Source organism: Mycoplasma sp. 4044 (assembly GCF_053851695.1).
Window position 1 is genome coordinate 48,920 of record NZ_JBSQBD010000001.1, and the last position, 24,712, is coordinate 73,631.

Genomic DNA, 24,712 nt, shown 5'->3' on the forward strand with positions numbered 1-24,712 from the left:
GATAATTTTTTCCTAGTTTTTTGTTACTTTTTCAGTCTTTTTAGCAAAAAAGATATAAAAAAATGGTGGAGATGCGGGGAATTGAACCCCGGTCCACACACAAACTTACTTGCAAGTACTACAGTTTAGTTGTCTTTGAAATACATTAACAAATCAATAAGACAACAAAATCAATTTGTTAATGGCAACTCATTTTTCAGTTTCAAAATAGTTGCACTTTTGAAACCTAAGCCCTAACGACAACTTTTTCTAGCGGGCATAGAAAAGTTGACTAAAATTCATTAAGCGAATAATAGATTTGATTGACGATTGAAGAATACAGGTGAAACTGATAGTTCTTCGTTTTTGCTAGTTTTTCCGGTCATTGAAAGCCTAGAAGCAATTATAGTCTGCCACACTACTGCGCTTTTAAGGAGCTTGTGCCTGTCGAAGCCATTACACCCCCATTAATAACAATAGCAATTATAAGCTATGGTTAGTATTGTTTCAAGATTTTTTGCAATTTTTTATCATTTTCTTCTTGAATTATTTTTTGTCTTTTGTCATGTACTTTCAAATGCTTAGCAAGAGCAATCTCTACTTTTATGTGATTATTTTTTCAATAAACTAGAGTCGGAATGATTTGCAGTCCCAATCTCTCTACTTTTGATTGAATTCTAATAATTTCATTCTTATGAAGTAAAAGCTTTTTAGTTCTTTCTAAATCACCTTTAACATTCATATACTGTGAAATGTAAAAATTATTGATTCACATTTCATTACCTTTAATGGTGCAAAAAGCATTATTTAAATTGGCATTTTGAGCTCGTAATGATTTTACTTCTCATCCTTGTAAAGAAATACCACATTCATATGTTTCTTTGATTTCATATTCATAACGAGGATATTTATTTTTTACTATTTGCTTCATAATAATCCTCTGGTAATAAGGCGTTGATTTGACCCTTTGCTTTATCAACGCTTGCAATTACAATTTCATAATCTTTGTCAGCTTTGAATTCTAAAGTTGGTCCCTTAGCAAGAAGTGGTGAGATTTGTGAAACCATTTCTCTTTGAATATCTTCGAACCTAAGAAGAATAGAGGTTTTATAGTTTGGCAATTCGAAAAATACTCCGAATTTTTCACAACTGATCACTTTAGCTTTATATTTTTGCGAAACAAAAGCTTCAAAAAATTCTGCTTTTTTAAGATCAACTACATCTCTTTCAATTGACATTGCCACAACTTCTGAATCAGTGTTCTTTTGGGCGATGTCACTGATTTTATTTTCTAATAATTCCTTTGTTTCATCATTTAATGGCTGACTGTTAAAAATATAATCTCTTATTAGACGATGCAATAATAAATCAGGATAACGTCTAATTGGGCTTGTAAAGTGAGCATAACAACTGCTTGCTAGCCCAAAATGACCAATATTTATTTCTGAATATTTTGCTTTTGATAAGGTTCTTAGTAAGTGAGCCTTAAGAAAATCATCAAAATGATCTTTTTCTTTTATTTTGTCAATCATTTTGGCAAAATCTTTTGAAAGCCCAGTGTCAGGAACTTTAACATTTAAATTTAAAAAGTTTAGAACTTCTTGCAAGTTAAAGATTTTTTCCGGTTCCGGCTCGGCATGAATACGATAAATTGAAGGTATTTTCTTGTCCGCCATCATGGTCGCAACTGTTTCGTTGGCACGAACCATAAAATCTTCAATCATCATTTCACTGATGCCTGATCTTTTTATTACGATGTCTACTACCTTGTCACCATCCATAATAATTTTTGGCTCTTCTATTTCGAAATCAACATACCCTTCGTCATTTTTTATTTTCCGAATTAGTTTACTTATATCTAATGCTGTGTCAAGTAAATAAGTTGTCTCGAAATCAAAATTGTGAGGTTTTTGAGCATAATAATCGTTAACTCTTGAATAAGTTAAACGATAATTACTTTCAATTATTGATGGATAAATTTCATACGAAATATTTTTACCATTTTCATCAATGTGCATTTGCAATGTCATTGCACATCTTTTTTGTTGTGGATTCAGTGAACAAATTCCATTTGACAATTCAAAAGGAAGCATAGGAATAACTTTGTCGGGAAGATAGATTGATGTTCCTCTTTCCAATGCTTCTCTGTCAATTGCATCATTTTCTTTGACATAATGTGAAACGTCAGCTATGTGAACTCACAAATCGAAAGTTCCGTCAGATCTTTTTTGACAACTAATTGCATCATCAAAATCTTTTGTGTCATCGCCATCAATGGTAACAGTAAATAATTGGGTTAAGTCTTTACGATTTTGATAATCAGAAGCTAAAACTTCTTTTGGTAATGATTTTGAAAGCTGTTCAACTTCAGTTTCAAAATCTATTTCAATATTATTTTGAGCTATGATCTTCTTTTCTATTACACGTGGATTATTGATGTTACCTATGTATTCAATAAACTTAACATCTACTCGTGACCCACCTGCTTTAGGACTTAAGACTTCCATTTTTGCCAATTGCTCGGTTTCGTAAACAAAATCATCTGGCAATTTTTGCACAAAATATTTGGCTCTGTCGCGATCATCAAAAGCTTCAAAAAAGAATGTCGGCACATTAAAACCTTTTACAAATTTACCAACTACAACTTTCTTTTGATGTTCCTTAACGTGAGTAACAAAAGCACGATAAAATGTTTTTTCTTCTTGTTCATAGCCGTAAATATCAGCATGGACAATATCTTTGTCTAAAACATTGTTTAGTTGGAATGGTAAAGCCAGAGCACTTTTATCTTCTTCAAAATCAATAAAACCTAATCTTTTGTTAGTTATTGAAATTTCAAAAAAACCACCTGTTACATAGTCAAGAGCAAAATATTGACCTTCACGGTTTTTTTCTACTAGCCTTAGCTTTTCGCATTCAAAAATCAATTCGGACAGTTCTTTATTATGAAATTTAGCAACTTTTAGTTGCTTTGCTATTTCAATAAATTGAAGTGGTTTTTTTTCTTTTTTTAGTAAGTCAACAATGTCTTTAGTTTGTAAATTAAAACGTTTATAACTATTTGCCATTTTGAATTACAACTCTCAGGACAATAGCAATAATTATTAATAAAAAAACGAAAATCATCATTGAATATTTAAGAAATTTTTTGAAACCTCTTTCTTTTGAAACTTTAAATAAGTCAAGGTCTCCACTACCTACAAGGGCACCACTGAAACCATTTGAATCTGGTGACATTAAAAAAGAAATAATGATGATTATGATTGCCACTATAGCAATTAAAACTAATCAAATAGTCATTAACTATTTTTCTCCTTTCATTGCTAAAAAGTACTCATCTAGTTGGTCTTTTGTAACCATTGAAGGAGAGTTTGATAATAAATCAATTTGTTTTGCATTTTTTGGAAAGGCAATAACGTCACGAATTGATTGCGAATTAGTTAGGATCATCAAGATTCTTTCAAGTCCGAAAGCCATTCCACAGTGCGGCGGAAGACCATATTTGAATGCTTTTAAGAAGAATCCAAATTTTGATTCATATTCTTTTGGTGACATATTTAATTTTTCAAACATTAATGATTGAAGTTTTGGATCATTAATACGAACTGAACCTGAACCTAGTTCATATCCATTTAAAACTAAGTCATATGAACGAGCGCGAACTTTGTCATATTCATTGTTTTCAAAATAAGACATAGTTTTTTCATCAATCATAGTAAAAGCATGGTGAGCTGGTTCATAAGTTTGACTATCTTCATTAAATTCAAACATTGGTCAATTTACGATTCATAAGAAATCATAACGATTTGGATCAGCAAGAAGATATAAATCATTTAAAACAACACGAACAGCTCCTAAAGATTTTGTTATGTCACTATATTTACCAAAGCATACAAATAGCGAACCATCACTAATGTTTGCTTTCGATAGTAGTTTTTCAAGTTGGTTATTGTCTAGACTATTCCCTATTGTCATTTGGTCTGTTATTTTGTTAGATTCAATTTTGTAAATAGCAAAATTTTTAGCATTATTTTTTGTTGCTATTTCGGTTATGTATTTTCAATCGTTTGAACTATCTTTATCAAAAGCAATAAATTTTAAAGCATCTTCGCTTGCTAGTAGTTCTGAATAATCAGTTAGAAGATATCCGTATCTTGTGTCTGGTTTATCATTTCCATATTTATCCATTGATTCAAAGAAATCCATTCTTCTAAATGGAATGTTCAATTTTAAACCTAATGAGTTAAAAATGTGTTGATAGTAATTTTCTACAAGTTTAAACAATTCTTCTTCTGTTGAAAAAGACATTTCGAAGTCAATTTGAGTAAATTCAGGTTGGCGGTCTTTACGTGAGTCTTCATCTCTGAAAACTCTTGCTATTTGGAAGTATTTTTCAAACCCTGAAGCCATTAAAAGTTGTTTATACAATTGTGGAGATTGTGGTAGTGCAAAAAATTTACCCTTTTTTCTTGTTGGAACTAAAAAGTCACGTGCTCCTTCCGGTGTTGATTTACATAGAATAGGAGTTTCAATTTCCAAAAATCCATTGGCATCGAAAAATTTACGGGTTTCTAGTGAAACTTTATGTCTTAAAGCAATGTTTTGTTGCATTTTTTCACGACGTAAATCTAAGAAACGATATTCTAAACGAAGGTCTTCATTAGCTTCAGTATTTTTTTCGTTGTCATTGATTTCAAAAGGAATTTGACTCGCACTGTTAAGGATTTTGTATGATTCAACTTGAACTTCAATCTCTCCAGTTGCTAAATTTGGATTAGCTTCCAGTCTTTTTGTTACAGTTCCCGTTACTTCAATTGCACTTTCTTTAGTTAATAAAGGATCTGAAACATCAGTAAAAATTACTTGAATAATTCCACTTCTATCTCTCAAGTCAACGAACAGTTGTTTTTTAAATTTTCTTTTGTTTGCTATTCAACCATAAAGAGTGACTTTTTGTCCTTCGTTTTTAATGGTCAAACTTGTGTTAAATATTGTTTTCATATTAAATTTCCTCAATAAATTGTTCGATATTTTTTAGCTCAATTGTTTTTTCAGACAGTAAGGTTTTTCCTTTGTCAACATATTTAATCTTATAGTGATTTTTAGCTTGATTTAACTCTTTGAAAATGATGATGTCTGCTTCAATTTGCTCTGCTTTTTTAAACATTTTTTTAATTGAAAGAGGCTCATAGAAAATTTCAATACTCAATTTGGCATTACTGCTTCTTAGTTGACTAACTAAATTTGTCATTTCCTCTTTTTCGTCTTCATTTAAATAAGCCACTAAAACTTTTTTGTATTGCGAATAGTTTTTGTTTGAATTGTTATGTGTCAAGATTTCAACTAATCTTTCCATTCCAAAGGCAAAACCAATTGAATCAACATCAGGTCCACCTAACTGTTTTAACATCCCATCGTAACGTCCACCAGCTAAAATAGTAGATTTTGTTCCCAGCGCTTGTGAAGTGGATACAAATTCAAAAACTATGTCATTGTAATAATCCAGTCCTCGAACTAAAGATTTATTAACAGAATAGTTGATGTTGTGCTTTTCCAATAATTTACATAATGAATTAAAGTCATCTTTTTCATGTTGTGAAAGAAAATCTCATAATTGTGGTGCATTTTTGACAAAATCCAAATCATTTTGTTCTTTATCATCTAATATTCTTAAAACATTATTTTCTAATCTCTTTTTATTGATTTCAGACAATTTGTCTTGATACTTAGCAAAATATTTCTGTAAATGTTGAGTGTATGTTTTACGCGAAGCATCAGAACCTAATGAATTAATTTCTAAAACAAAATCTTTGATGTTAATTTGGTTTAGAAAATCACTTGCCAACTTAATTATTTCAAAATTAGTGTCAACACTTTTGGGAGCAAGAAATTCTACCCCGCCTTGTCTAAATTCGCGATAACGACCTTTTTGTGGACGCTCATAACGGTACATATTGCCATAATAAAAAACTTTTAAGTAGTAATTATTTGTTGCTAACTTGTTTTCAACAACACTGCGAATTACTGGAGCAGTACCTTCAGGACGAAGACTAATCATTTTTTCTCCGCGTGTTTGGAAAGAATACATTTCTTTATTTACAATGTCGCTGAATTCACCAGCAGAGCGAACAAATAATTCAGTGTGTTCGATGACAGGTGTCTCTATATAAGAAAAAGAATATTTTTGACAAATATTCTTAAATGTATCGACTATCTGTAAATATAAATTTGCTTCCTGACCAAAAATATCTTTTGTTCCTTTTACTTTTTGATACATATTTTCTCCTTACTTATTGAAATCATTGATTGTACTAAATTCTTGTTCTTCAACTTTTGAAGTAGATCAATAGAAAGTATCAATACGTTTTTGTTTGCGAGCAAACTTGTTTATTAACATTCATTGTCATAGAAGTGGCGCAAGCAAGAAATCAAAACTAAAAATTGATAGATTGATTAATAAAATTGCTAAAAACACATTTTGCATTTCACTGGTTGTAAATGCTAATGACAATGAAATTATCGACACTAAAATCAAGAATCAAACAGATGTTCTAAATGATTGATTGATCAATTTTTTGACAATTGTTTTGATTTGTTCTGGAGAATAAATGTAATTTTTTAGATTTGTATCTTGGTGAGTAAGAATTTTAATTTTATTAGCACTCATTAAATGTGAGTAAATAACAAAAACATGTGCAATAAAGAAGATTAGAGCAAGATTGTAATCAAATTTAATTTTGAAAATAATCATTAAAGCAATAGTTAATAGGAAAACATTATATTCTTTGATGAAATAAATTAGAGTTGTTATCAATGAATAACGAATTCAGATATAGATACCTACTAAAAGAAGAGACACAATTAGTGGTATTCAAGAAAATCCTAATTGTCTTAAAAATCCTTTAGTTGATCAAGTTCAATTTTCAAGAATAAAATTGTTTGCTAAATCAGTCGAATTCAATGCTGTTGCTAAATCTAACGCTTGTGAAGAAGAAACTAACATTGTGTATGTGTTGTTATCTAATGAATTTTGCATTATTTGCACATTTTCGATATTCAATGCACTTAACTGTTTTTGAACCGCTAAAGCAGTGCTTTGTGTGATTCCATCAAGGGTTGTAATTGCATAGTTATTTGTTGTCTGCAATAATGGTGATAAATCTAATGATCTTTCAAAACTAGTTCCATGTGAAAATAGAATGATGAAAGCAATTGGTAAAACTAAAGCGAAAAAGATTGTGTTGTATTTAGATACAAAATTTAATGCAATTTTTGATTTAAATCTAAACTCTTTTGTTAAAGATAATAATCAAGGATAGTAAGCAAAATGATCAACATTTGTTAAGTTATAAATGATAATGTTATTTAACCCAATAATGATTATAGTTGTAAAAATAGAAGCAACTATCACTATTGAAGCAAAGACAGAAACAACATTGATGCTTAGGTATAAAGCCATGATTGATGCTACAACTAAACAAAGCAGAGTATCAAACGAGGCAAACAAAGTTGTTTTTTGTGATTTTTGAATTGCTTTAGAAGGTGTCATTTTTTTGACTATTTCACGTTTAAATCTAGCTAAAGAATTATTCATTAGTCCAAATGCAATTAGTAGTGTTGTTATTAGACCTGCAATTAATAATGGACTTAAAGAAATTCCAAAACTTGTTAGCACTAAATAAATTACTAATCCATTTAATCCAAAAGCTAAAGAAGAAATCAACCCTAATATTCTGTAATTGAAAATTAGATAGAAACCAATAATTGCGAAAACAATAATTAAAACATACTTAATCGCTTGGTAATTAAAGGTTTTTGTTGCGTAATTAGTTGCTAAAACTTTTAATTGATATGGTGAATAGGCATAATTAATGATTGCGCTTAATTCTTTGTTTGAGTATGCTTGATAATTGTTGAATAAGTAGATGATTTTATCTCCTGGTTTTGCATAAGTCATCACCGACGGAGAAGAAACTGATACTAAATATTTACTTGCATTAAGTGAATCATTTTTTAATACTGGCTCTTTAACTTTTTTAGTAGTTTGATCATATGAACCAATTGCATTATTATTTTCGTATGCAAAGTTAACTGGATTTTTATTTGCCGCAGCTCAATCAGAAGCAAATTGATTTTCTGCTAAATTAACAAACTTTTTAAGATTAATCCAGAAATAAATTCTTTGATTTTGGTAGTCCTGTTTTAATAAATCTAATTGGTGATTACCTTTGTCACTTAGAAGTAAAGATACTCGATTAGAAGCTTGCTTGGTATTTCAATTTGCTGGATTATTTTCTAAAGGCAATGCAAAGTCTGCTTCATTACCCTCAAGCAATTTATCCAAACTTACATTGTCATTTGAACCTGGTTTGAAATATTGGTTTTTGTAAAATAAAGGAGTTCCTGTTGAATCGGTTACAACAATGTATGATTTATTCGCTAATTTATTAACAAGTTCATTTAAATCGTAGTCATTGTTAATATTTGTTTCTAATTTTAAAACTCCATTACCGTCATACAAACGATAATTTTCATTAAGGTTTCCGTATGAAAGCAACTTTTCAATACCACCAAAAACTTCCTGGTTAGAAAAGGAAGTGTTTTCACTCAAGTTTTCATTGTCAGAAGTGTCAATTTTAAGAACTACATTAGCTTGCTTAACGGTTGAATTAGCATTTGAATTACTACTTTTAAAACCTAATGATACTGCAATTATTAATGCAATCGAAATTAACAACACTCCAACGTAAGTAATCAGTCATCTTAGCTTGTTTTTTGGATTTTTATTGTTTTCGTAATTCATATTTTTAAATTATACTAGAAAGCCAGGTTTTTAATCTATGATTAAACCTTGCTAGAATAATAAAAATTAGATGTATTGACTTATGTAATCAACTCCTTTTGATGTAATCATTCGTCCTCTGAAAGTTTTGATAATAAACTTGTTAGCTAATAAATGTGGTTCAACATCGTGCAATATTGTTTGCCTACTTTCACGTAAAAGACTACATATAGCATCCAAAGAAGCAGGTTTTTGGTCAAAAATAGTAACTAACGTTTTTAAATATTGTATCTGTAAATCACTAAAACCTAGACTAAAAACCCCTAAATAATCAAAAGTCTTTTGAACCATTGATTTTGTTATTACATCATGGTTTTCATATAGTGTAAAATCATGACATCTCTTTAATAAATTGTTAGCAATTCTCGGCGTGAAACGAGAATTTTTTGCAATAAAATTAATGGCTTCTGGGTCTATTTTCATATTGGTTTTCAAAGCAGAATTTTCAATTATTTTGCATATTTCAGCGTTACTGTAATTTTTGAGTCTAGCAATGTATCCAAACCTATCTTTAAGTGGTTGAGTGAGTAATTCAAACTTAGTTGTTGCAGCAATTAGACTAAAATTATTAAGTTTTAAACGCATGATTTTTTTGTCACCATCTACACCTAAAACAATGTCAATTTTACCTTCTTCCATTGCAGAATACAACAATTCGTGCAAGGTTTTGTTGACAGAATGAATTTCATCAATAAAAATGATGTCGTTTTCTTGAATAGATGAAAACATAGTGATTAAATCACTGCGTTTTTCTAGTAAAGGTCCTTGAACGAAAACTATATTTCTCTTAGTTTCGTTAGCGATAATTGTTGCTAAGGACGTTTTTCCTAATCCTGGCGGACCATAAAAAAGTAAATGATCAATTAGCTTGTGCTGTTTATCTGCTGAATCGATCATAACTTTCAAAGTTTCTTTAATTTTATCTTGCCCGATAAATTCATCGAAAGTACTAATTTTGAATAATTGCATTATTGGCGTGTTTTGATGAAATTACTTTAATTGCTTCTTCAACAGCTTTATCAAGTTCTTGATCAACATTTATTTCTTGCATAGCTTCTTTTATCTGACTATTTCTAAACCCTAAGATACGCAAACTTTTTTCGATGTTATGAGCATTTTCTGAAACAATAGTCTTATTTTCTCCTTTAGTTGCTTCAAACTCATTGTTTTCTGTTTCATCTTCAGGAGTTTTCTTTTGCAAGAATTTTTCATATTTAGGTTGATATTCAAAGATCAGTTGTCTTGCTGAGCGGTTACTTAGATAAGGAATTGAATTCAATTTGTTAATGTTTGCACTAGCAACATATTCAACTACTTTTTCTCAACCTATATTTAGTACTGATAATGCAGTTTTAGGTCCAATTCCTTGTATTGAAAGCAGATCTTCAAAGACTACTAATTCCTTGAAGTTTTCAAATCCATACGTTGTTTTAAAGTGTTCTGTCTCGTACTCATGGACAAAAACTTTCATATTTTCGTCTTTTTTAAATCTCTCAACCATTGGAACATAAATTAGTTCTCCAACTCGGTTGTTTTCTAAAATAATGTAATTTTTATTAGTGTGAACAATTTTTCCATATTTATAAATTATCATTTTCGTTTACCTCAACCTAATTAAACAACACAAAAACAACACGGATTGTTAAATGGGAAAAAATGAGAAAAATGTGAGAAAGATACAAAAAAATAGCCGTGAAGGCTATTTTGGTCAATTTCTTGAAATGGTACGCCCTAGAGGATTCGAACCTCTGACCCAATGGTTAAAAGCCATTTGCTCTACCTGCTGAGCTAAGGGCGCATATCATGGTGCCCAGAACTGGACTTGAACCAGCACGGTGTTGCCACCGAGGGATTTTAAGTCCCTTGCGTCTACCTATTCCGCCACCTGGGCAACTCTGCTTAGATTGCTTTAATATTATACACAAATATAATTTTTTATTTTATAAAAAATAAAAAAGTTTGGTCGCTTTACTGCGCTTTGGTGCCCGTGACTGGACTCGAACCAGCATGAATCTCTTCGGTTGATTTTGAGTCAACTGCGTCTACCATTTCGCCACACGGGCATAACTAATATTATATAGCAAAAATACGTATATCATATATAATAAAATACATGAATTTAGAACATATTTTCGCTGCTCAAAAAGATTTAGATGAAGAATTTAGTAAAAATATTGCTCCAGGTGAGCAAGATTTAAAATTGAAATGTGTAATAGCTTTAATTGTCGAAATTGGTGAATTTGCTAACGAGTTTCAAGAATTTAAATACTGAAAAGTTCACAAAAATATTAACCGTCAAGCACTTTTAGAAGAGTATGCAGACGGAATTCACTTTCTGAGTTCTTTAAGCGCATCTATGCATATTAGTCCTATTATTGAACCTTTAGTATTAGCTAAGACATTCAGTTGTCAACTGGCAGAAGTGTATAAAGCAAGTACTAAACTGCTAGATGAATTAAATAGTAAAAATTTAACATATTGCTATAGACTATACTTAGGACTTGCTAAAGTTGCTAATATTAGTGAAGAAGAAATATTAGCCAGTTTTGCCAGAAAGAATCAAATTAATCATCAAAGAGCACACAATAAATATTAAAAAAATCACTCATATACAGTACTTTTTACTGAAAGAGTGATTTTTTATTTTGCCTTTTGACATATGGTGCCACTTACAAGACTCGAACTTGTGATAGATACTTACGAGATACCCGTTTTGCCTGTTAAACTAAAGTGGCACTTTGTAAAAGAAAACAGCCGTTTGGCTGTTTAGGTCAACTTAATGAAATGGTGCGAACGAATGGACTTGAACCATCGACCTCACGATTATCAGTCGTGTGCTCTAACCAGCTGAGCTACGCTCGCATGTAATTGGCGAAACATCGCCAATTTGTATTAACGTTTTGAGAATTGTCTTGCACGACGCGCTTTACGTAATCCGAATTTTTTACGTTCTTTAACTCTAGCGTCACGTGTTAACATTCCTGCTTGTTTTAATGCTGGACGAAAATCTTTATTTACTTCTAATAATGCTCTCGCAATCCCTAGTCTAACAGCTCCAGCCTGTCCACTTAGTCCACCACCGTTAACATTAGCAATAACATCATATTTAGCAGTTGTTTCTGTTAATCCAAATGGTTGAGAAGCATCTTTTAATAGTATATCACTATTTAAGTATTCTCTTGCTTCTTTTCCATTGATTGTGAATTTTCCATTTCCAGGAACTAAGTAAACTCTTGCTACTGAGCTTTTACGACGTCCTAGACCGTAGTATCTTACATCTGCCATTATTTAACCTCTAAAACTTCTGGTTGTTGTGCTTGGTGTGGGTGTTCACTTCCTGCATAAACATATAAGTTATTGAATTGTTTGTGTCCTAATTTGGTGTGTGGTAGCATTCCTTTAACTGCTTTTTCAATTAAAGCAATAGGTTTTTTAGCTCTTAGGTTTTTAGCATTAATTTTCTTTAGCCCTCCAGGGTATCCTGAGTAGCTGTAGTAAATTTTATCTTCTTCTTTTTTTGCTGTTAATTTAACTTTGTCAGCGTTGATAATGATTACATTATCTCCCATATCCACATTTGGTGTGAATGAAGGTTTATTTTTTCCTCTTAGAATTGATGCCACTTGCGCGCTTAGACGTCCTAAAACTAAGTCTTTAGCGTCAATTAGGTATCATTTTTTTTCAACTTCTAAGTGTTTAACGATTGTAGTTTGACGCATGTGCTTTCCTTATGTAATTTAATTTAAAAAAATAAATGCTTTAACATTATAACAAAAAAAGGTAATTTTGTTAAAATTTTGTAAACTTGTTTAACACTCAAAATGGTGCTAATTTAAAAAATAAATATAGCGCATAAATGATTTATTCATTTCGGGACTAACAAAAGCTTTTTACTCGGAACTATTAGAGCTTTTGTGCGCATTTCGTGAGCTAGAATTTTGCAAAATCTAGTGATTTAATTTTACCAAAAAATCACACTTTTTATCTATTCATCATGTACTTTTGCAATTACATAAAGAGCAGCAGTCTCAGCACGAAGAATTGTTTTAGTTAATTTAATTGATTTAAAACCGGCATGAATGGCTTTATTTACTTCTTCATCACTAAAACCACCTTCAGGTCCAATTAAAAACAATGAAGATGGTAAGAAAAATTTATGTCCTTCGCTTTGATTTTTTTCATGAGCAATATAACGGTGGTCAAAATCTTTAATTGCTAATACATCTTCAAAATTTAACACTGAACTTAATGAAGGTATTTTGTTACGAAATGATTGTTGGCAGGCTTCAAAAATAATTTTCTCAAAGCGTTTTCTTTTGTTTTCAAAATCATCAACCTTCATTTCGCTGTAGCGACTTTTGAACGGATAAATATGACTGACACCTAATTCTGTTGCTTTTTGTAAAATTAATTCAAAGTTTTTTCAATTTATTAAACTAACTGCTAAACCAACAGGCTTACTGAACTCATGGTTTAAGTCTAATTTTTCGATAATATAAGCTTTTTGGTTTTCATAGCGGCACTGATAAAATTCATTTTCATAAACGCAAATAAATGTTTTGTTAAATTGTCTAGCAACTCTTAAGTGATGAATAGTTTCCTGGTCTAAAATGAAGTAATTATTTTCTTTTTTATTAACAATAAAGCGCATGTTGTTCCTTTTTTGTAAAAATTATAATTAAAAAAGTAGCACATTGCTACTTTCAAAGTGAATATTAGTATAAAGCTGCTTTAGCTTTTTCAACGATTTGTTCAAAAGTTTTTGGGTGATTAATTGCTAGTTCAGAAAGCATTTTTCTATTGATAACCACGTTAGCTTTTTTAAGTCCATCGATTAAACGTGAATATGTTAATCCTAAAGGTCTTGAAGCTGCATTAATACGAGCGATTCATAGTTTTCTGAATTCTCTTTTTACTTGTTTACGGTCTCTAAATGCATATGTTCATGATTTAACAACCGCTTGTTTTGCAACTTTGTAACCGATTGATTTGTGTCCTCAGTATCCTTTAGCTAATTTAATTCATTTTTGTCTTCTAGCTCTTGTAACTGTTCCGCCTTTTACACGCATAATAAGTTCCTTTCTAGATTAATTCTTTAATTCTTTTGTAATCTGATTTTGAAATCATTCCAGATTTACGAGATTGTCTTTTTTGTTTTGTTGATTTATTTTGAGCTAGGTGTGAACGATAAGCTTTTCCACGTTTAACTTTTCCGCTACCAGTGATTTTGATACGTTTAGCTAACGCTTTTTTAGTCTTCATTTTTGGCATCGCTGTTTTCTCCTTTGTTTGAATTTGGTTTCACTTTTTTCTTATCTTTTTCTAAATACATATCTAGAAATTTTTCATTGGTTAGAGTAGGTTCTTTAGTGATTTTAGCAATATCTTCGACTGCTTGGTAAAACTTCATTAAAACTTCTTGACCAATTTCTGGTCTTTGCATTTCTCTACCTCTAAACTTTAGAGAAACTTTTACCCGATCACCATTTAGTAGAAATTCACGAGACTTACGTGCTTTAGTTTGCAAGTCATGATCACCAATCATAGCAGTTAGACGAACCTCACGATTAACTGTGACTGATTGTTTTTCTTTAGCTTGTTTAGCTTTTTTCTTACGGTCGTATTTAAATTTTCCGTAATCAAGAATTTTTGTAATTGGTTTGTTGTCAGCAATTGAAATTAAAACTAAGTCTTTCTTTTCGCTTTTTGCTCTTTCGATTGCTTCATCACGTGACATAACACCAATTTTTTCTCCGTCACTATCTAGAACAAACACCTTCTTGTAAGGAATTTGTTCGTTTAAAACGTGTTCTGATTTTGGTCTTTTGTCTTTATTGTCGTTAGATTGAATAACTATCTCCTTTAAAAATAAAAAAGTGGTACTAATCCACTTCTCCACTACATAAAAAAACATATAGTAGCAACCCGATTTAATAAAACCTAGGTGAGAAATGAATCTTCTTTTTGCTTTGAATGCTTATAAATAATACCACATTTTAGTATAAAAATTTGTAAAAATATATCGCCGTCCGAGTCCAAAAAAATTATTAATTAGCCTAATCTAGATTAACCATTTGCTAAAATTTAAAGTATGAAAATAGATTTACAAAAATTACGTCAAAATCTTGACAAAGCTTATGCTCCATACTCAAAATTTCATGTGTCTGCTTTAGCAATTGATGAAAATGATAATCAATACTGAGGAGTTAATTGTGAAAACATTGCTTTTCCATCTGGATTATGTGCTGAAAGAAGTGCACTATTCTCAGCGCCAGTACAAGGTGCCAAAGTAGGAACATTCAAAGAAATTCACATTATTTCATCTTCTGAAAAACCAGTATTTCCATGCGCTGGATGTCGTCAAGTAATGTGTGAATTTATGAAACCTGATAGTTTAGTATATTGTTATTCAAATGACACAAAAGAAGTAATGAAATTCAAACTTGAAGAATTAGTACCAAATGCAATTTGACCAACAACTATTAAAGTAGGTTAAACATTAACATGAAAAAACAATTTAAATTCTTACTGCCTTTAATTACAGTTGCAACTACTTCTTTGCCACTAGTAGCAATAAGTTGTAACAGTACAAATGAAAAAGATCCTGTTAAAGAAGAAAAATGAATTCAACCAGAAAGTGATTTAGTTGATAAAACAGTTGAAGCATCTGAAGATATAAAAATTACAGATAAAAATTTCGCTTGAATCAATGAAATGAAAGAAGACATTAACAAATCTCTTTGAATCAATCCAATCGAAAAACAACGTTTAATTGCCGATATAAATTTAACATCTAGTTCATTACAAACATTACCATTCAACTCTGAACAACTAAAACTATATATGAAGGGAATGGCACTCGGTGAGCTGTCTAGTAACTCAAAACTAATCAAATTTTTATTCGTTGACTGAACACAAACATTTTTTAGTAAGTTCATTACTCATATTTTGAACCCTTTTGAACAAAAGGATGAAGATACAACAAATTGAATAAGCGTTCAAAAAGCCAAAGCAAACAAAGTATCTATTGCACTATCTGAGGATCCTTGAAATTTGGTGAAAATAGGTGACGAAATCTTGATTGAACAACACAAAAACTTAGATGACACAATCAAATTTCTAACTAACAAAAATAAACTTCAAGTAATTACATATCCTGCAGAAAATAAAACTAAAACACTCTTTGCTTTCGATGCTAACAATGAATACATAAATCTTCCACAAAATATGGTTAAGATTGAGAATGGTAAATATATTGTTAGCTATCCTGGTTTAGATAAACCAAATGAAATAGAAATACAAAATCCAACAATACTTAATGTTACAAAAAATAGCAACATTTTAGAACTAAAATCACTTGCGATAAATAATCAAGTAATTTATGGTGGTTTTGATATTAATTTATCTGCTTCTAAAATGTATGATGACAGTATGGTCTTTTTGGATAACAAAGTGATTGATGATGAAGATTATGTTAGTGAGGATACAAAAGTTGAAAATACACAAAATTCTTCAAATAATACTAACAACAATCAAGAAGTTACCATCTTAGCTTCGATGGAAGACTTTGTTAAAAACACTGATTTTACTACTCAAGCAATTATTTATATCAGTAATCCAGCACTAAAAAAAGAATTTATCGACCCCGAAACTAATAAATATATTGATTTCATTGCTTTAGATACTGATTTTAGCAAGCAAGAATACAATGATGAAAAAGTTGCTTATATAACCAGCGAAGTAGAAAATGATGAAGTTGCAAGATTTAGTTTTGCTTTAAAAACCCCTCCTTGCCTTTTGGTTCGTGTTTCAAAGCAATTCGCACTTTCTTACATAGAACACAAAGATGCACAAGTAGCTAAATATTTAGCAAAACAGGATAAACAACAAGCATAATGAAAAGAACAAGAGACTTTTATCTCCTGTTCTTTTTTTGTTATTTTTTAGTTTTAATCGGAACGTAAAGTTTTTTAACTTCATCAGTGTAAACGTGTTGTTTTTTATCTTCGGGATGCAAGTAAATGTTAGGTAAAAATTCAGTCCCTACATTTTTTGTAAACATTGCTTCTATTAAGCAAAATTTAGGAGTAGCACTAACACGTGGAAAGACTAATTGAATTCTTTTTGGTTCAAAACCATGTTTTTTCATTGCTTCAAGGCAGTCTACAAAACGATTAATAGGCAAAACTACAGATAAATATCCATTTTGTTCAATTATTTTTCTTGAACCAGCACATAATTGATCTAAATTTAGATAAATCTCATGAGTAGCAATTTCTTGAAAAGAAGTAGAGGATTTTCTTTTGATGTTTGCATCAACTTTATAGTAAGGGGGATTACAAATTATAAGATCATATTTTTTTGCTAATTTATTGCCCACTCTATAAGCATATTCTTGTGCATAGTCATTAAAATCTGCTTCAATTATGGCAATTTTGTTTTCAAGATTATTCTTTGTTACATTAAAATTGGCAATTTCTACTGCTCTTGGTTGTATTTCGATGGCATCAATTTTGATTTTTTCACTTCTTTGAGCAACAAAAATACTCAAGGCTGCATTGTTAGTTCCTACTTCTAGGATATTTGTTACTGAGCGATTTAAAGTACAAAAATTTCCTAGCAAAATAGTGTCAACTGAGTATGAAAACATCTCCTTATCCTGCATTATTTTTAAACCATCTTGATAACCTAAATTATTTTCTTTTCAACTACTTCTCATAATTATTAATTGTATAGTATTTTTCACTTGTCCAAGTTAAGCACATAAAAAACAAAAAAAGATAGAATCAAACGATTCTACCTTCAAAAATATCTTTTTTTTATTACGCAGCTTTCATTTGTTCTGCAACTTCAGCAGCAAAGTCAACTACTTTAACTTCGATACCTTCTCCAACTTCAATACGGAATGATTCAACTAGTGATAGTTGGTTGTCATTTAAATATTGAGCAACAGTTTTTGAGTCTTCCATAACAAATGCTTGGAATAATAAAATTCCTTTTTCATCGTAAGCTTTACGTAATTTACCTTCAAGCATACTTTTTTGCACTTTTTCTGGCAATTTATCTCATTTTGGATTTGATTTAACATCTGCTAAAGCTTCTTCTTCAATTTGAGCTTTTAATTCAGCTGGTAAATCATTTTCTGTATCGTAGTTTGGATTTAAAGCAGCAACGTGCATTGCAACATTACGAGCTGATTCAGCATTTGATCCTTTAACTAAAACAGCTGATGCAATACGATTGTTAGCGTGTGTATAAGCAGCAACTACTTCACCTGCAGCAGGAGTAATTTTAACTACACGACGTAGAGTAATTTTTTCTCCAATTTTTGCTGTTGCATCAGTAACTTTTTGTTCAACAGTTTCTGATCCAATTTTTAATTTCATTACGTCTTCTAGAGTTTCGAAATCATTTGATAGTAAAACGTTTTCAATTTCACTTACTAGAGATTGGAATAATTCATTTTTAGCAACGAAGTCTGTTTCAGAGTTTAATTCAAATAAAACAGCATATTTGTCGTTTTTAGCTGCACGTACAATACCTTCAGCAGCAACTCTTCCTGCTTTTTTAGCGGCTTTAGCTACACCTTTTTCTTGTAGTCAAACAATTGCTTTTTCAATGTCATTGTTTGTTTCTTCTAAAGCTTTTTTACAGTCTAGGAAACCAGTATTGGTACGGTCTCTTAGTTCTTTAATTAATTTTGGTTCTGCGGCCATGATTATTCTCCTTTTGAATTGTTAGGACGACGGAAATTTCTTTTTGGTTGGTCGTTTGCTGCTTCTTTTTTAGGATCTTCAGGTAAAACAATAGCATCATCATTTTGGTAAGCAAATAATGCATTTTGTCCTCTTCCTGTTGCAATAGCATCAGCTAGGATTGTTAGGATTAAGGTGATTGATTTTACTGAGTCATCGTTAGCTGGGATTCCGAAATCAACTGCATCTGGATCGGCATTTGAGTCTAGAATTCCAAAAACTTTTACACCTTTTTTGTGTGCTTCTTTAATAGCGATTTCATCTGCTAGTGGAGAAGCAACGATCATAACATTAGGGATTTTTTTCATGTGACGAATACCGCTTAGGTTTCTTTGTAACTTAGCGATTTTTTTGTCAAAGTTTAATCCTTCTTTTTTGGTGTATCCTACATACCCACCAGCTTGTTTAGCTTCTAGTTCTGATAGTAAGTTAACACTTTTGAAGATTGTATCTGAGTTTGTTAAGGTTCCACCTAATCAACGTTCAGCAACATATGGCGAGTTAACTCTTTTTGCTTGTTCTTCAACTGCTTGTTTAGCTTGTTTTTTAGTTCCAACAAAAATGAATGAAGCACCTTTTTGTGCTGCTCTTTGAATCATTTTGTATGCATATTCTAATGATTTTTGAGTTTTAGCGATGTCAATAACGTGAATACCTTGTCTTTTTTGGTATAGGTATGGTTTCATTTTTGGATTTCATGCACTTGCACGGTGTCCAAAATATGTTCCTGCTTCAAGTAGTTTACTTCTTGAAACGATTTCTTTTTGTGCTTCAGCTTGTACTGGAGCTTTTGTTTCTTGATTTTTGTTTTCCATAAATTTTCCTTTGTTTGTCTTCCCAAAATTTCGAAATGATGGAATCATATACGACACAACCATCAAAATCCATTTTGGTGCTTGATGAAATTAATAAAATAGGTACCAACTAGGTTAGTACTTAAATATTTTAGCATAAAAGCCTCGATAACAAAAACCGGCAAGAAAAAATCTAGCCGAAGCTAGATTAGTGATTATTTAAAAATGTAGTCAAAAATTTGTTCGTAATGTTCGACTGGAATAAATTTGATTACTTTTTTAACTTCATCAGGAACATTTACTAAATCTTTTTCGTTTGATTGTGGAATAAAGACAGTGTCGATACCAAATTTTGAAGCTGCTACTGACTTTTCTTTCAATCCACCAATTGCTAAAACTTTTCCACGCAGTGTAATTTCTCCTGTCATGGCAATTGTGTGTGGTACTGGACGTTTCGACAATGCTGAGATAATCGATGTTGTAAATGTTACTCCAGCACTTGGCCCATCTTTAGGAACTGCCCCTGCAGGTACGTGAATGTGAATGGTGTTGTCATCAAATTTAAAATCAATGCCAAATTTTTCTGCATTAGCTTTAACATATCCTAGAGCAATTTGCGCCGATTCTTGCATAACTTCTTTCAGTGAACCAGTCAATTTGATTCCTTCTTTTCCTTCAAAAGTTGTTACTTCTATTGGGAGTGTTGAACCACCGTATGGAGTTCAAGCAAGTCCATTAACTGTTCCGATTTGTGGTTCTTTATCATTTTTAGACTCATCATATTTGATTGGTCCTAAAAATTCATCAACTGCACTTAAATCTACAACAAATTCGTCTTTTACTTCTTTGTCTAAAATTTTAACAACTATTTTACGACCGATTTTATCTAGTAAACGACTTAGTTCACGAACTCCGCTTTCTAGTGTGTAGTACTTAATGATATAGTTAATCACATCATCGCTAATTTGGTATTGTTTTTCAGTTAATGAGTTAAATTCAAGAACTTTTGGAAGCAAGTGACGCTTAGCAATTTGTAGTTTTTCAATTGATGTGTATGAACTTAATTCAATCAATTCAACCCTATCGATCAATGCCTCAGGAATTGAATCATAGTAGTTTGCTGTCGCAATAAACAACACTTTCGAAAGATCATATTCAACGTCCAAATAGTGATCTTGGAAGTTTACGTTTTGTTCTGGATCTAAAACCTCTAAAAGTGCTGAAGTAGGATCTCCACGATAATCAGCCGACATTTTATCAATTTCGTCTAATAAAACAACTGGGTTTGAAACACCTGCTTTTTTGATGGCATTAATGATTTTTCCAGGCATTGCCCCTACATAAGTTCGACGGTGTCCACGAATTTCAGATTCATCTTTTACACCACCTAAACTTACTTTGATGTATGGTCTTTCTAGAGCATTAGCAATTGAACGAACTAAAGTAGTTTTTCCTACCCCTGGAGGACCAATTAGTGTCAAGATTGGCATTGGTCTTACTGCTTCATTTACAAGACTTCCTTCTTTTGAAACAAATAAGTTTTTGTCAATTAGGTGATCTTTATCGTTAGGAATCTTTACATATTCATTTTTGTGTTGATTTTGTGCTTTATTGTGATTCATTACAGCAATAAATTCCAAAATTCTTTCTTTTGGTTTCTTTAAACCATAGTGTTGTGAGTCTAAAACTTTTTTTACATTCTCAATGTCTAAATTTTCTGCTTTTACTTTTCTTCAAGGCAAAACTTGTAATAATTCAATATAATTTTTAGCAATATTTGCCTCAGGGCTTGACGGCATCATCTCTTTGATACGTGCTTTTTCTTTGGCAATTGTTGTTTTAACAACATCTGGATAAAGTAGATTTAATTCACTATTTTTGATTGTTTTTTCGTATTGTGTTTCTTCTTCATTACCGCCTAGTGAATCTTGAATTATTCTCATTCTTTCACGTAGTAAGTATTCTTTTTGTTGTGAGTCTAATTCATTTCTTAGAGCAGCATCAATTTCTTCATCAATAACATTTAATTGTCTTAGTTTAATAAATCCTGAAATTGCTAACGAAAGTTTTTCAACATAATCGTTTTGTTCAAAAATTTTATATCTATCTTCAAAATCCAGTTTTGAAACTGAACCTAACAAAATATCAGCAAAAGGCATTAAATCTTCAGCTGTATAAATTGTTTCAATTGGCGCTGTAAAAGCTTCTGAACTTTCACTATTGATAACTTTTTGCAATGCTTTTGCAAGTTTTGATAATAATGCTTTAGCTAAATTTAAGTCAGAAACATATTCTCTTACTTCTTCAACAACAGCACTTGCATTAGACATTAGTTCAGGACTGTCTTCATTTGATAAAACAGTTAAATCCTTTAGTTCTAAAAGTTTTACTTTTTTAAGTGCTTTGAAGTTTATATCTTTTACTTTTGATTGACCGTTGACTGGTTCTCAAGTTACTACTGTTCCGTATTCTAAATAATCATCAAAAGTTAATTCGCCAGTTTTATTTAGGCTGCTTGGTTTAATTGGGAAAAGCGCCATCACATTGGCATTATGATCTTCAGCATGTTTTCAAATTGATAGGCTACGAGTCTTGCCAACTTTAATTTTTTTAGTTTCGCCCACTGCAACAAAATCATTTCTTAGTCCGATAAATGGGTATTGCATTCTTGCTCCTTTCTAAGTTGTCCTAATTATAGCATAAATTAGCACTCAACAATGTAATGTGCTAAAAATACAAAAAGCCCAAATTGGGCTTAAAATTTTAAATCCTTGGTTCCAAAAATACGATCACCTGCATCTCCTAAACCTGGAATTATGTACTTTTTATCATTTAGGTGTGAATCTTGACATGCTAAGAAGATATCAACATCGCTAAATGAAGAAGTAATCTTTTTAATTCCTTGCTCAACACCAACCAAACAAACTAGTTTAATGTTGCTAAAACCATCTTTTTTTAGCTCATTGATAGCATCGTAAGCACTTGTTCCGGTTGCTAACATCGGATCAACAACCATTACAACACTGTCTTTAGCAACATCTGGAATTTTGTAGAAATATTTATGAACTTGAAATGTTTTTTCATCACGATATAAGCCAATATGACCTACTCTTGCCTGTGGAATTAGATTTAAAATTCCATCTACCATCCCTAGTCCTGCTCTTAAAATTGGAACAATAACAATTTCTTTATCTAAAATGTATCCAGTTGTTTGCGTTTCTGTCGGCGTAATGATCGATATTTGTTTAGGTTCGTAATCACGCATTATTTCAAAAACCATTAATGAAGCAATTTCATTAAGATTTTTACGAAATTCTTCATGCGGTGTATCTTTTTGACGCATTGTCGTCAATTTCGTTTTAATAAGCGGGTGATCAAAAATCTTTACCATAAGATTAGTCCTTTTTAAAGATTTCAACTGATTTTGACATACCGAATCTTGTTGCACCCAACTGGTACATTTTTTCCATATCTTCTCAAGTTTTAATTCCACCGGCTGCTTTAATTTCGATTTTGTTGCCTACAACATCTTTCATAATTTCGATGTCTTCAAAACTTGCTCCACGGTATGAAAATCCAGTTGATGTTTTGACAAAATCCGCTCCTGAAGCTAAAACTATTTCAGTTGCTTTTCTTATTTCTTCGTTAGTTAATAAAGCAGTCTCAATGATTACTTTTAGAATTTTGTCTTTACATTCTTTTTTAATTTCTTTGATTTCATTTAAAACAAAATCATATTGTCCTTGTTTGAAACGACCAATATTAATTACCATATCGATTTCATCGGCTCCGTGTGCTAAGGCTAATTTTGTTTCATGAACTTTAGCCTGTGTTACCATAGCTCCTAATGGAAAACCTACTACTGTACAAACTATAGTATTTGAATTGGTTAATTTTTCTTTGGCATGTTTAATTCAAGTTGGATTTATACACACACTTTTGAAATCGTATTGGATTGCTTCATTGATTAATTTATCAATTTCTTTTTGAGTAGCTTCTGGTTTTAGTAAGGTGTGATCCACCATTCTGTTGTATTGCATTTTGCTCCTAACGCATCTTTTTAAAAATAATTGGATTATCAATAGGTTTTTGATTGAATTTGTATGATTTTTCTATTTCTTCAATAACCTCATTATTAATTGGTTTTGATGAATAAAAAGTAAACAATGTTTCACCTTTTTTAACATACTCATTTGTTACTTTGTTTAAATAAATTCCTGCTTCGAAATCTAGCATATCTTCTTTTGTTTGTCTTCCTGCACCTAGTTTCATTGCTGCTAGACCAAAATCAAGAGCACTAGTAATTTCTAAATAACCTTCGTTTTCACTCTTTAATTCATAAGTATATTGTGGCTTAAATCAATCTTTTGATTCAAGAACTTCAGTGTTTCCACCTTGGTTTTTAATTCAAGCTAAAAACATTTTATAAGCAGTACCATTTTCAAGATATTGCTTAATTAGATCGTATGCTTGTTTTTCTGAACTAACTTTTTTAGTTTCTAATAAAAATGCTGATGCTGAAGAATAAATTAGTTGCTTGAAATCTTCAGGACCATGCCCTTTTAATGTTTCAATTGCTTCCAAAACTTCAATTTTATTACCAATAGCACGACCTAAAGGTTGTTGCATATTGGTTATTTCAACCATTACTTTTCTACCTAAATTTTTTCCAATATCAATCATTTGTTGACCCAATTCAGTAGCCTGCTCAATATTTTTCATAAAAGCCCCTGAACCACATTTGACGTCTAACAAAATAACATTTGAACCAGTTGCTAGTTTCTTAGACATGATACTTGAAGCAATTAAAGGTATTGATTGTACTGTTCCGGTAACATCTCTTAAAGCATAGATTTTCTTATCAGCCGGAACCAGTTTTTCGTCTTGTCCTACTAAAGCAATGTTTAATTCTTCAACTGCCTGTTTGAATTCTTGGTCGCTTAAACTTACTTTAAAACCTTCGATAGATTCCAATTTATCAATAGTTCCACCAGTTTGTGCAAGTCCACGTCCCGACATCTTTGCTACTTTTAATCCTAGACTAGCTAAAAGAGGCATCAACACTAGGCTTGTTTTGTCACCGACACCACCTGTTGAATGTTTATCGACAATATCAGTGTTTAAATATGATCAATCTAGAACTTTTCCAGAATTCATCATAGCTTCGGTCATATAGGCAGTTTCTTTATCGGTCATCGAGTTCAAACGAATAGCCATTAAGAAAGCTGACATTTGATAATCAGGAATTAAATTTTGAGTATAAGAATTTATTATTCAGTTAATTTCTTCTTTAGTTAAAGTAATTTTGTTTACTTTTTTATCAATTAAGTCTACCATTCGCA

At 31.1% G+C, this 24,712-nt stretch carries 24 protein-coding genes, 5 tRNA genes and 1 other RNA gene; 3 read left to right on the top strand and 27 right to left on the bottom strand.

Features of this window, described 5'->3' with window-relative positions; translation table 4 throughout:
• Positions 1–63: 63 nt before the first annotated feature.
• The 12 genes from ssrA to ACWXVN_RS00310 form a co-directional block, all read right to left on the bottom strand.
• Positions 64–445: a transfer-messenger RNA gene (gene ssrA / locus ACWXVN_RS00255) on the bottom strand.
• Positions 446–475: 30 nt separating this feature from the next.
• Positions 476–910 carry an SsrA-binding protein gene (smpB, locus tag ACWXVN_RS00260; protein WP_438341706.1) on the bottom strand — a complete coding sequence of 145 codons (435 nt, stop codon included), beginning with the start codon at positions 908–910 and terminating at the stop codon, positions 476–478.
• The gene (rnr, locus tag ACWXVN_RS00265; protein ID WP_455978731.1) at positions 888–3,047 is read right to left on the bottom strand and encodes a ribonuclease R; all 2,160 of its coding nucleotides are present in this window, start codon (positions 3,045–3,047) and stop codon (positions 888–890) included. Before rnr ends, smpB begins: the two co-directional genes overlap by 23 nt.
• Entirely contained in the window at positions 3,037–3,279 is a 243-nt protein-coding gene (gene secG, locus ACWXVN_RS00270; protein ID WP_455978732.1) for a preprotein translocase subunit SecG, read from the bottom strand. Before secG ends, rnr begins: the two co-directional genes overlap by 11 nt.
• Positions 3,280–3,282: 3 nt before the next feature.
• Positions 3,283–4,980, bottom strand: coding sequence for an aspartate--tRNA ligase (gene aspS, locus ACWXVN_RS00275; RefSeq protein WP_438341703.1), 1,698 nt, complete (start codon positions 4,978–4,980; stop codon positions 3,283–3,285).
• Position 4,981: 1 nt separating this feature from the next.
• Entirely contained in the window at positions 4,982–6,256 is a 1,275-nt protein-coding gene (gene hisS, locus ACWXVN_RS00280; RefSeq protein WP_455978733.1) for a histidine--tRNA ligase, read from the bottom strand.
• Between the two features lie 9 nt (positions 6,257–6,265).
• Positions 6,266–8,782 carry a protein translocase subunit SecDF gene (gene secDF / locus ACWXVN_RS00285; protein ID WP_455978734.1) on the bottom strand — a complete coding sequence of 839 codons (2,517 nt, stop codon included), beginning with the start codon at positions 8,780–8,782 and terminating at the stop codon, positions 6,266–6,268.
• A 66-nt stretch (positions 8,783–8,848) separates the two neighbouring features.
• A complete protein-coding gene (gene ruvB, locus ACWXVN_RS00290) occupies positions 8,849–9,790 on the bottom strand; it encodes a Holliday junction branch migration DNA helicase RuvB (protein ID WP_438341700.1) in 942 nt (313 codons plus the stop codon).
• Positions 9,771–10,415, bottom strand: coding sequence for a Holliday junction branch migration protein RuvA (ruvA, locus tag ACWXVN_RS00295; protein WP_438341699.1), 645 nt, complete (start codon positions 10,413–10,415; stop codon positions 9,771–9,773). Before ruvA ends, ruvB begins: the two co-directional genes overlap by 20 nt.
• Before the next feature lie 128 nt (positions 10,416–10,543).
• Positions 10,544–10,619: transfer RNA gene (locus ACWXVN_RS00300), tRNA-Lys, on the bottom strand.
• A 6-nt stretch (positions 10,620–10,625) separates the two neighbouring features.
• Positions 10,626–10,712, bottom strand: a tRNA-Leu gene (locus ACWXVN_RS00305).
• 88 nt (positions 10,713–10,800) lie between these two features.
• A tRNA-Leu gene (locus ACWXVN_RS00310) sits at positions 10,801–10,884 on the bottom strand.
• 50 nt (positions 10,885–10,934) lie between these two features.
• On the opposite strand from ACWXVN_RS00310, the gene ACWXVN_RS00315 reads away from it, so the two are divergent.
• Complete coding sequence (locus ACWXVN_RS00315; RefSeq protein WP_455978735.1) at positions 10,935–11,417, top strand: dUTP diphosphatase; 483 nt, start codon at positions 10,935–10,937, stop codon at positions 11,415–11,417.
• A 64-nt stretch (positions 11,418–11,481) separates the two neighbouring features.
• Here ACWXVN_RS00315 and ACWXVN_RS00320 read toward each other — a convergent pair.
• The 8 genes from ACWXVN_RS00320 to infC form a co-directional block, all read right to left on the bottom strand.
• Positions 11,482–11,556: transfer RNA gene (locus tag ACWXVN_RS00320), tRNA-Thr, on the bottom strand.
• Between the two features lie 50 nt (positions 11,557–11,606).
• Positions 11,607–11,683 (bottom strand) — tRNA-Ile (locus ACWXVN_RS00325).
• A gap of 30 nt (positions 11,684–11,713) precedes the next feature.
• Entirely contained in the window at positions 11,714–12,106 is a 393-nt protein-coding gene (rpsI, locus tag ACWXVN_RS00330; RefSeq protein WP_438341697.1) for a 30S ribosomal protein S9, read from the bottom strand.
• Positions 12,106–12,540, bottom strand: coding sequence for a 50S ribosomal protein L13 (rplM, locus tag ACWXVN_RS00335; RefSeq protein WP_438341696.1), 435 nt, complete (start codon positions 12,538–12,540; stop codon positions 12,106–12,108). The genes rpsI and rplM overlap by 1 nt, the downstream gene beginning before the upstream one ends.
• A gap of 266 nt (positions 12,541–12,806) precedes the next feature.
• Complete coding sequence (locus ACWXVN_RS00340) at positions 12,807–13,472, bottom strand: 16S rRNA (uracil(1498)-N(3))-methyltransferase (RefSeq protein WP_455978736.1); 666 nt, start codon at positions 13,470–13,472, stop codon at positions 12,807–12,809.
• A gap of 64 nt (positions 13,473–13,536) precedes the next feature.
• Positions 13,537–13,893: a 50S ribosomal protein L20 gene (gene rplT, locus ACWXVN_RS00345; RefSeq protein WP_438341806.1), complete on the bottom strand. Its 357-nt coding sequence runs from the start codon at positions 13,891–13,893 to the stop codon at positions 13,537–13,539.
• 10 nt (positions 13,894–13,903) lie between these two features.
• On the bottom strand, positions 13,904–14,092 hold the full coding sequence (rpmI, locus tag ACWXVN_RS00350; protein ID WP_438341694.1) for a 50S ribosomal protein L35: 189 nt from the start codon (positions 14,090–14,092) through the stop codon (positions 13,904–13,906).
• Entirely contained in the window at positions 14,073–14,720 is a 648-nt protein-coding gene (gene infC / locus ACWXVN_RS00355) for a translation initiation factor IF-3 (protein WP_455978737.1), read from the bottom strand. The genes rpmI and infC overlap by 20 nt, the downstream gene beginning before the upstream one ends.
• 192 nt (positions 14,721–14,912) lie before the next feature.
• On the opposite strand from infC, the gene cdd reads away from it, so the two are divergent.
• On the top strand, positions 14,913–15,317 hold the full coding sequence (gene cdd, locus ACWXVN_RS00360) for a cytidine deaminase (protein WP_455967986.1): 405 nt from the start codon (positions 14,913–14,915) through the stop codon (positions 15,315–15,317).
• Positions 15,318–15,325: 8 nt separating this feature from the next.
• On the top strand, positions 15,326–16,717 hold the full coding sequence (locus tag ACWXVN_RS00365) for a hypothetical protein (RefSeq protein WP_455978738.1): 1,392 nt from the start codon (positions 15,326–15,328) through the stop codon (positions 16,715–16,717).
• A gap of 40 nt (positions 16,718–16,757) precedes the next feature.
• Here the strand turns inward: ACWXVN_RS00365 and ACWXVN_RS00370 are convergent, their stop codons facing one another.
• From ACWXVN_RS00370 to ACWXVN_RS00400, 7 genes are all read right to left on the bottom strand, one after another.
• Positions 16,758–17,540 (bottom strand): methyltransferase, encoded by a 783-nt coding sequence (locus ACWXVN_RS00370; protein ID WP_438341690.1) that lies wholly within the window; start codon positions 17,538–17,540, stop codon positions 16,758–16,760.
• Between the two features lie 103 nt (positions 17,541–17,643).
• Positions 17,644–18,537, bottom strand: a complete 894-nt coding sequence (tsf, locus tag ACWXVN_RS00375; protein ID WP_455978739.1) for a translation elongation factor Ts — start codon at positions 18,535–18,537, stop codon at positions 17,644–17,646.
• A 2-nt stretch (positions 18,538–18,539) separates the two neighbouring features.
• A complete protein-coding gene (rpsB, locus tag ACWXVN_RS00380; RefSeq protein WP_455967992.1) occupies positions 18,540–19,391 on the bottom strand; it encodes a 30S ribosomal protein S2 in 852 nt (283 codons plus the stop codon).
• Between the two features lie 194 nt (positions 19,392–19,585).
• Positions 19,586–22,036: an endopeptidase La gene (gene lon / locus ACWXVN_RS00385; RefSeq protein ID WP_455978740.1), complete on the bottom strand. Its 2,451-nt coding sequence runs from the start codon at positions 22,034–22,036 to the stop codon at positions 19,586–19,588.
• An 89-nt stretch (positions 22,037–22,125) separates the two neighbouring features.
• Positions 22,126–22,761 carry a uracil phosphoribosyltransferase gene (gene upp / locus ACWXVN_RS00390; RefSeq protein ID WP_455978741.1) on the bottom strand — a complete coding sequence of 212 codons (636 nt, stop codon included), beginning with the start codon at positions 22,759–22,761 and terminating at the stop codon, positions 22,126–22,128.
• A gap of 4 nt (positions 22,762–22,765) precedes the next feature.
• Entirely contained in the window at positions 22,766–23,410 is a 645-nt protein-coding gene (gene deoC / locus ACWXVN_RS00395; protein WP_455978742.1) for a deoxyribose-phosphate aldolase, read from the bottom strand.
• Between the two features lie 7 nt (positions 23,411–23,417).
• On the bottom strand, positions 23,418–24,707 hold the full coding sequence (locus tag ACWXVN_RS00400; RefSeq protein WP_455978743.1) for a thymidine phosphorylase: 1,290 nt from the start codon (positions 24,705–24,707) through the stop codon (positions 23,418–23,420).
• Positions 24,708–24,712 lie beyond the last annotated feature (5 nt).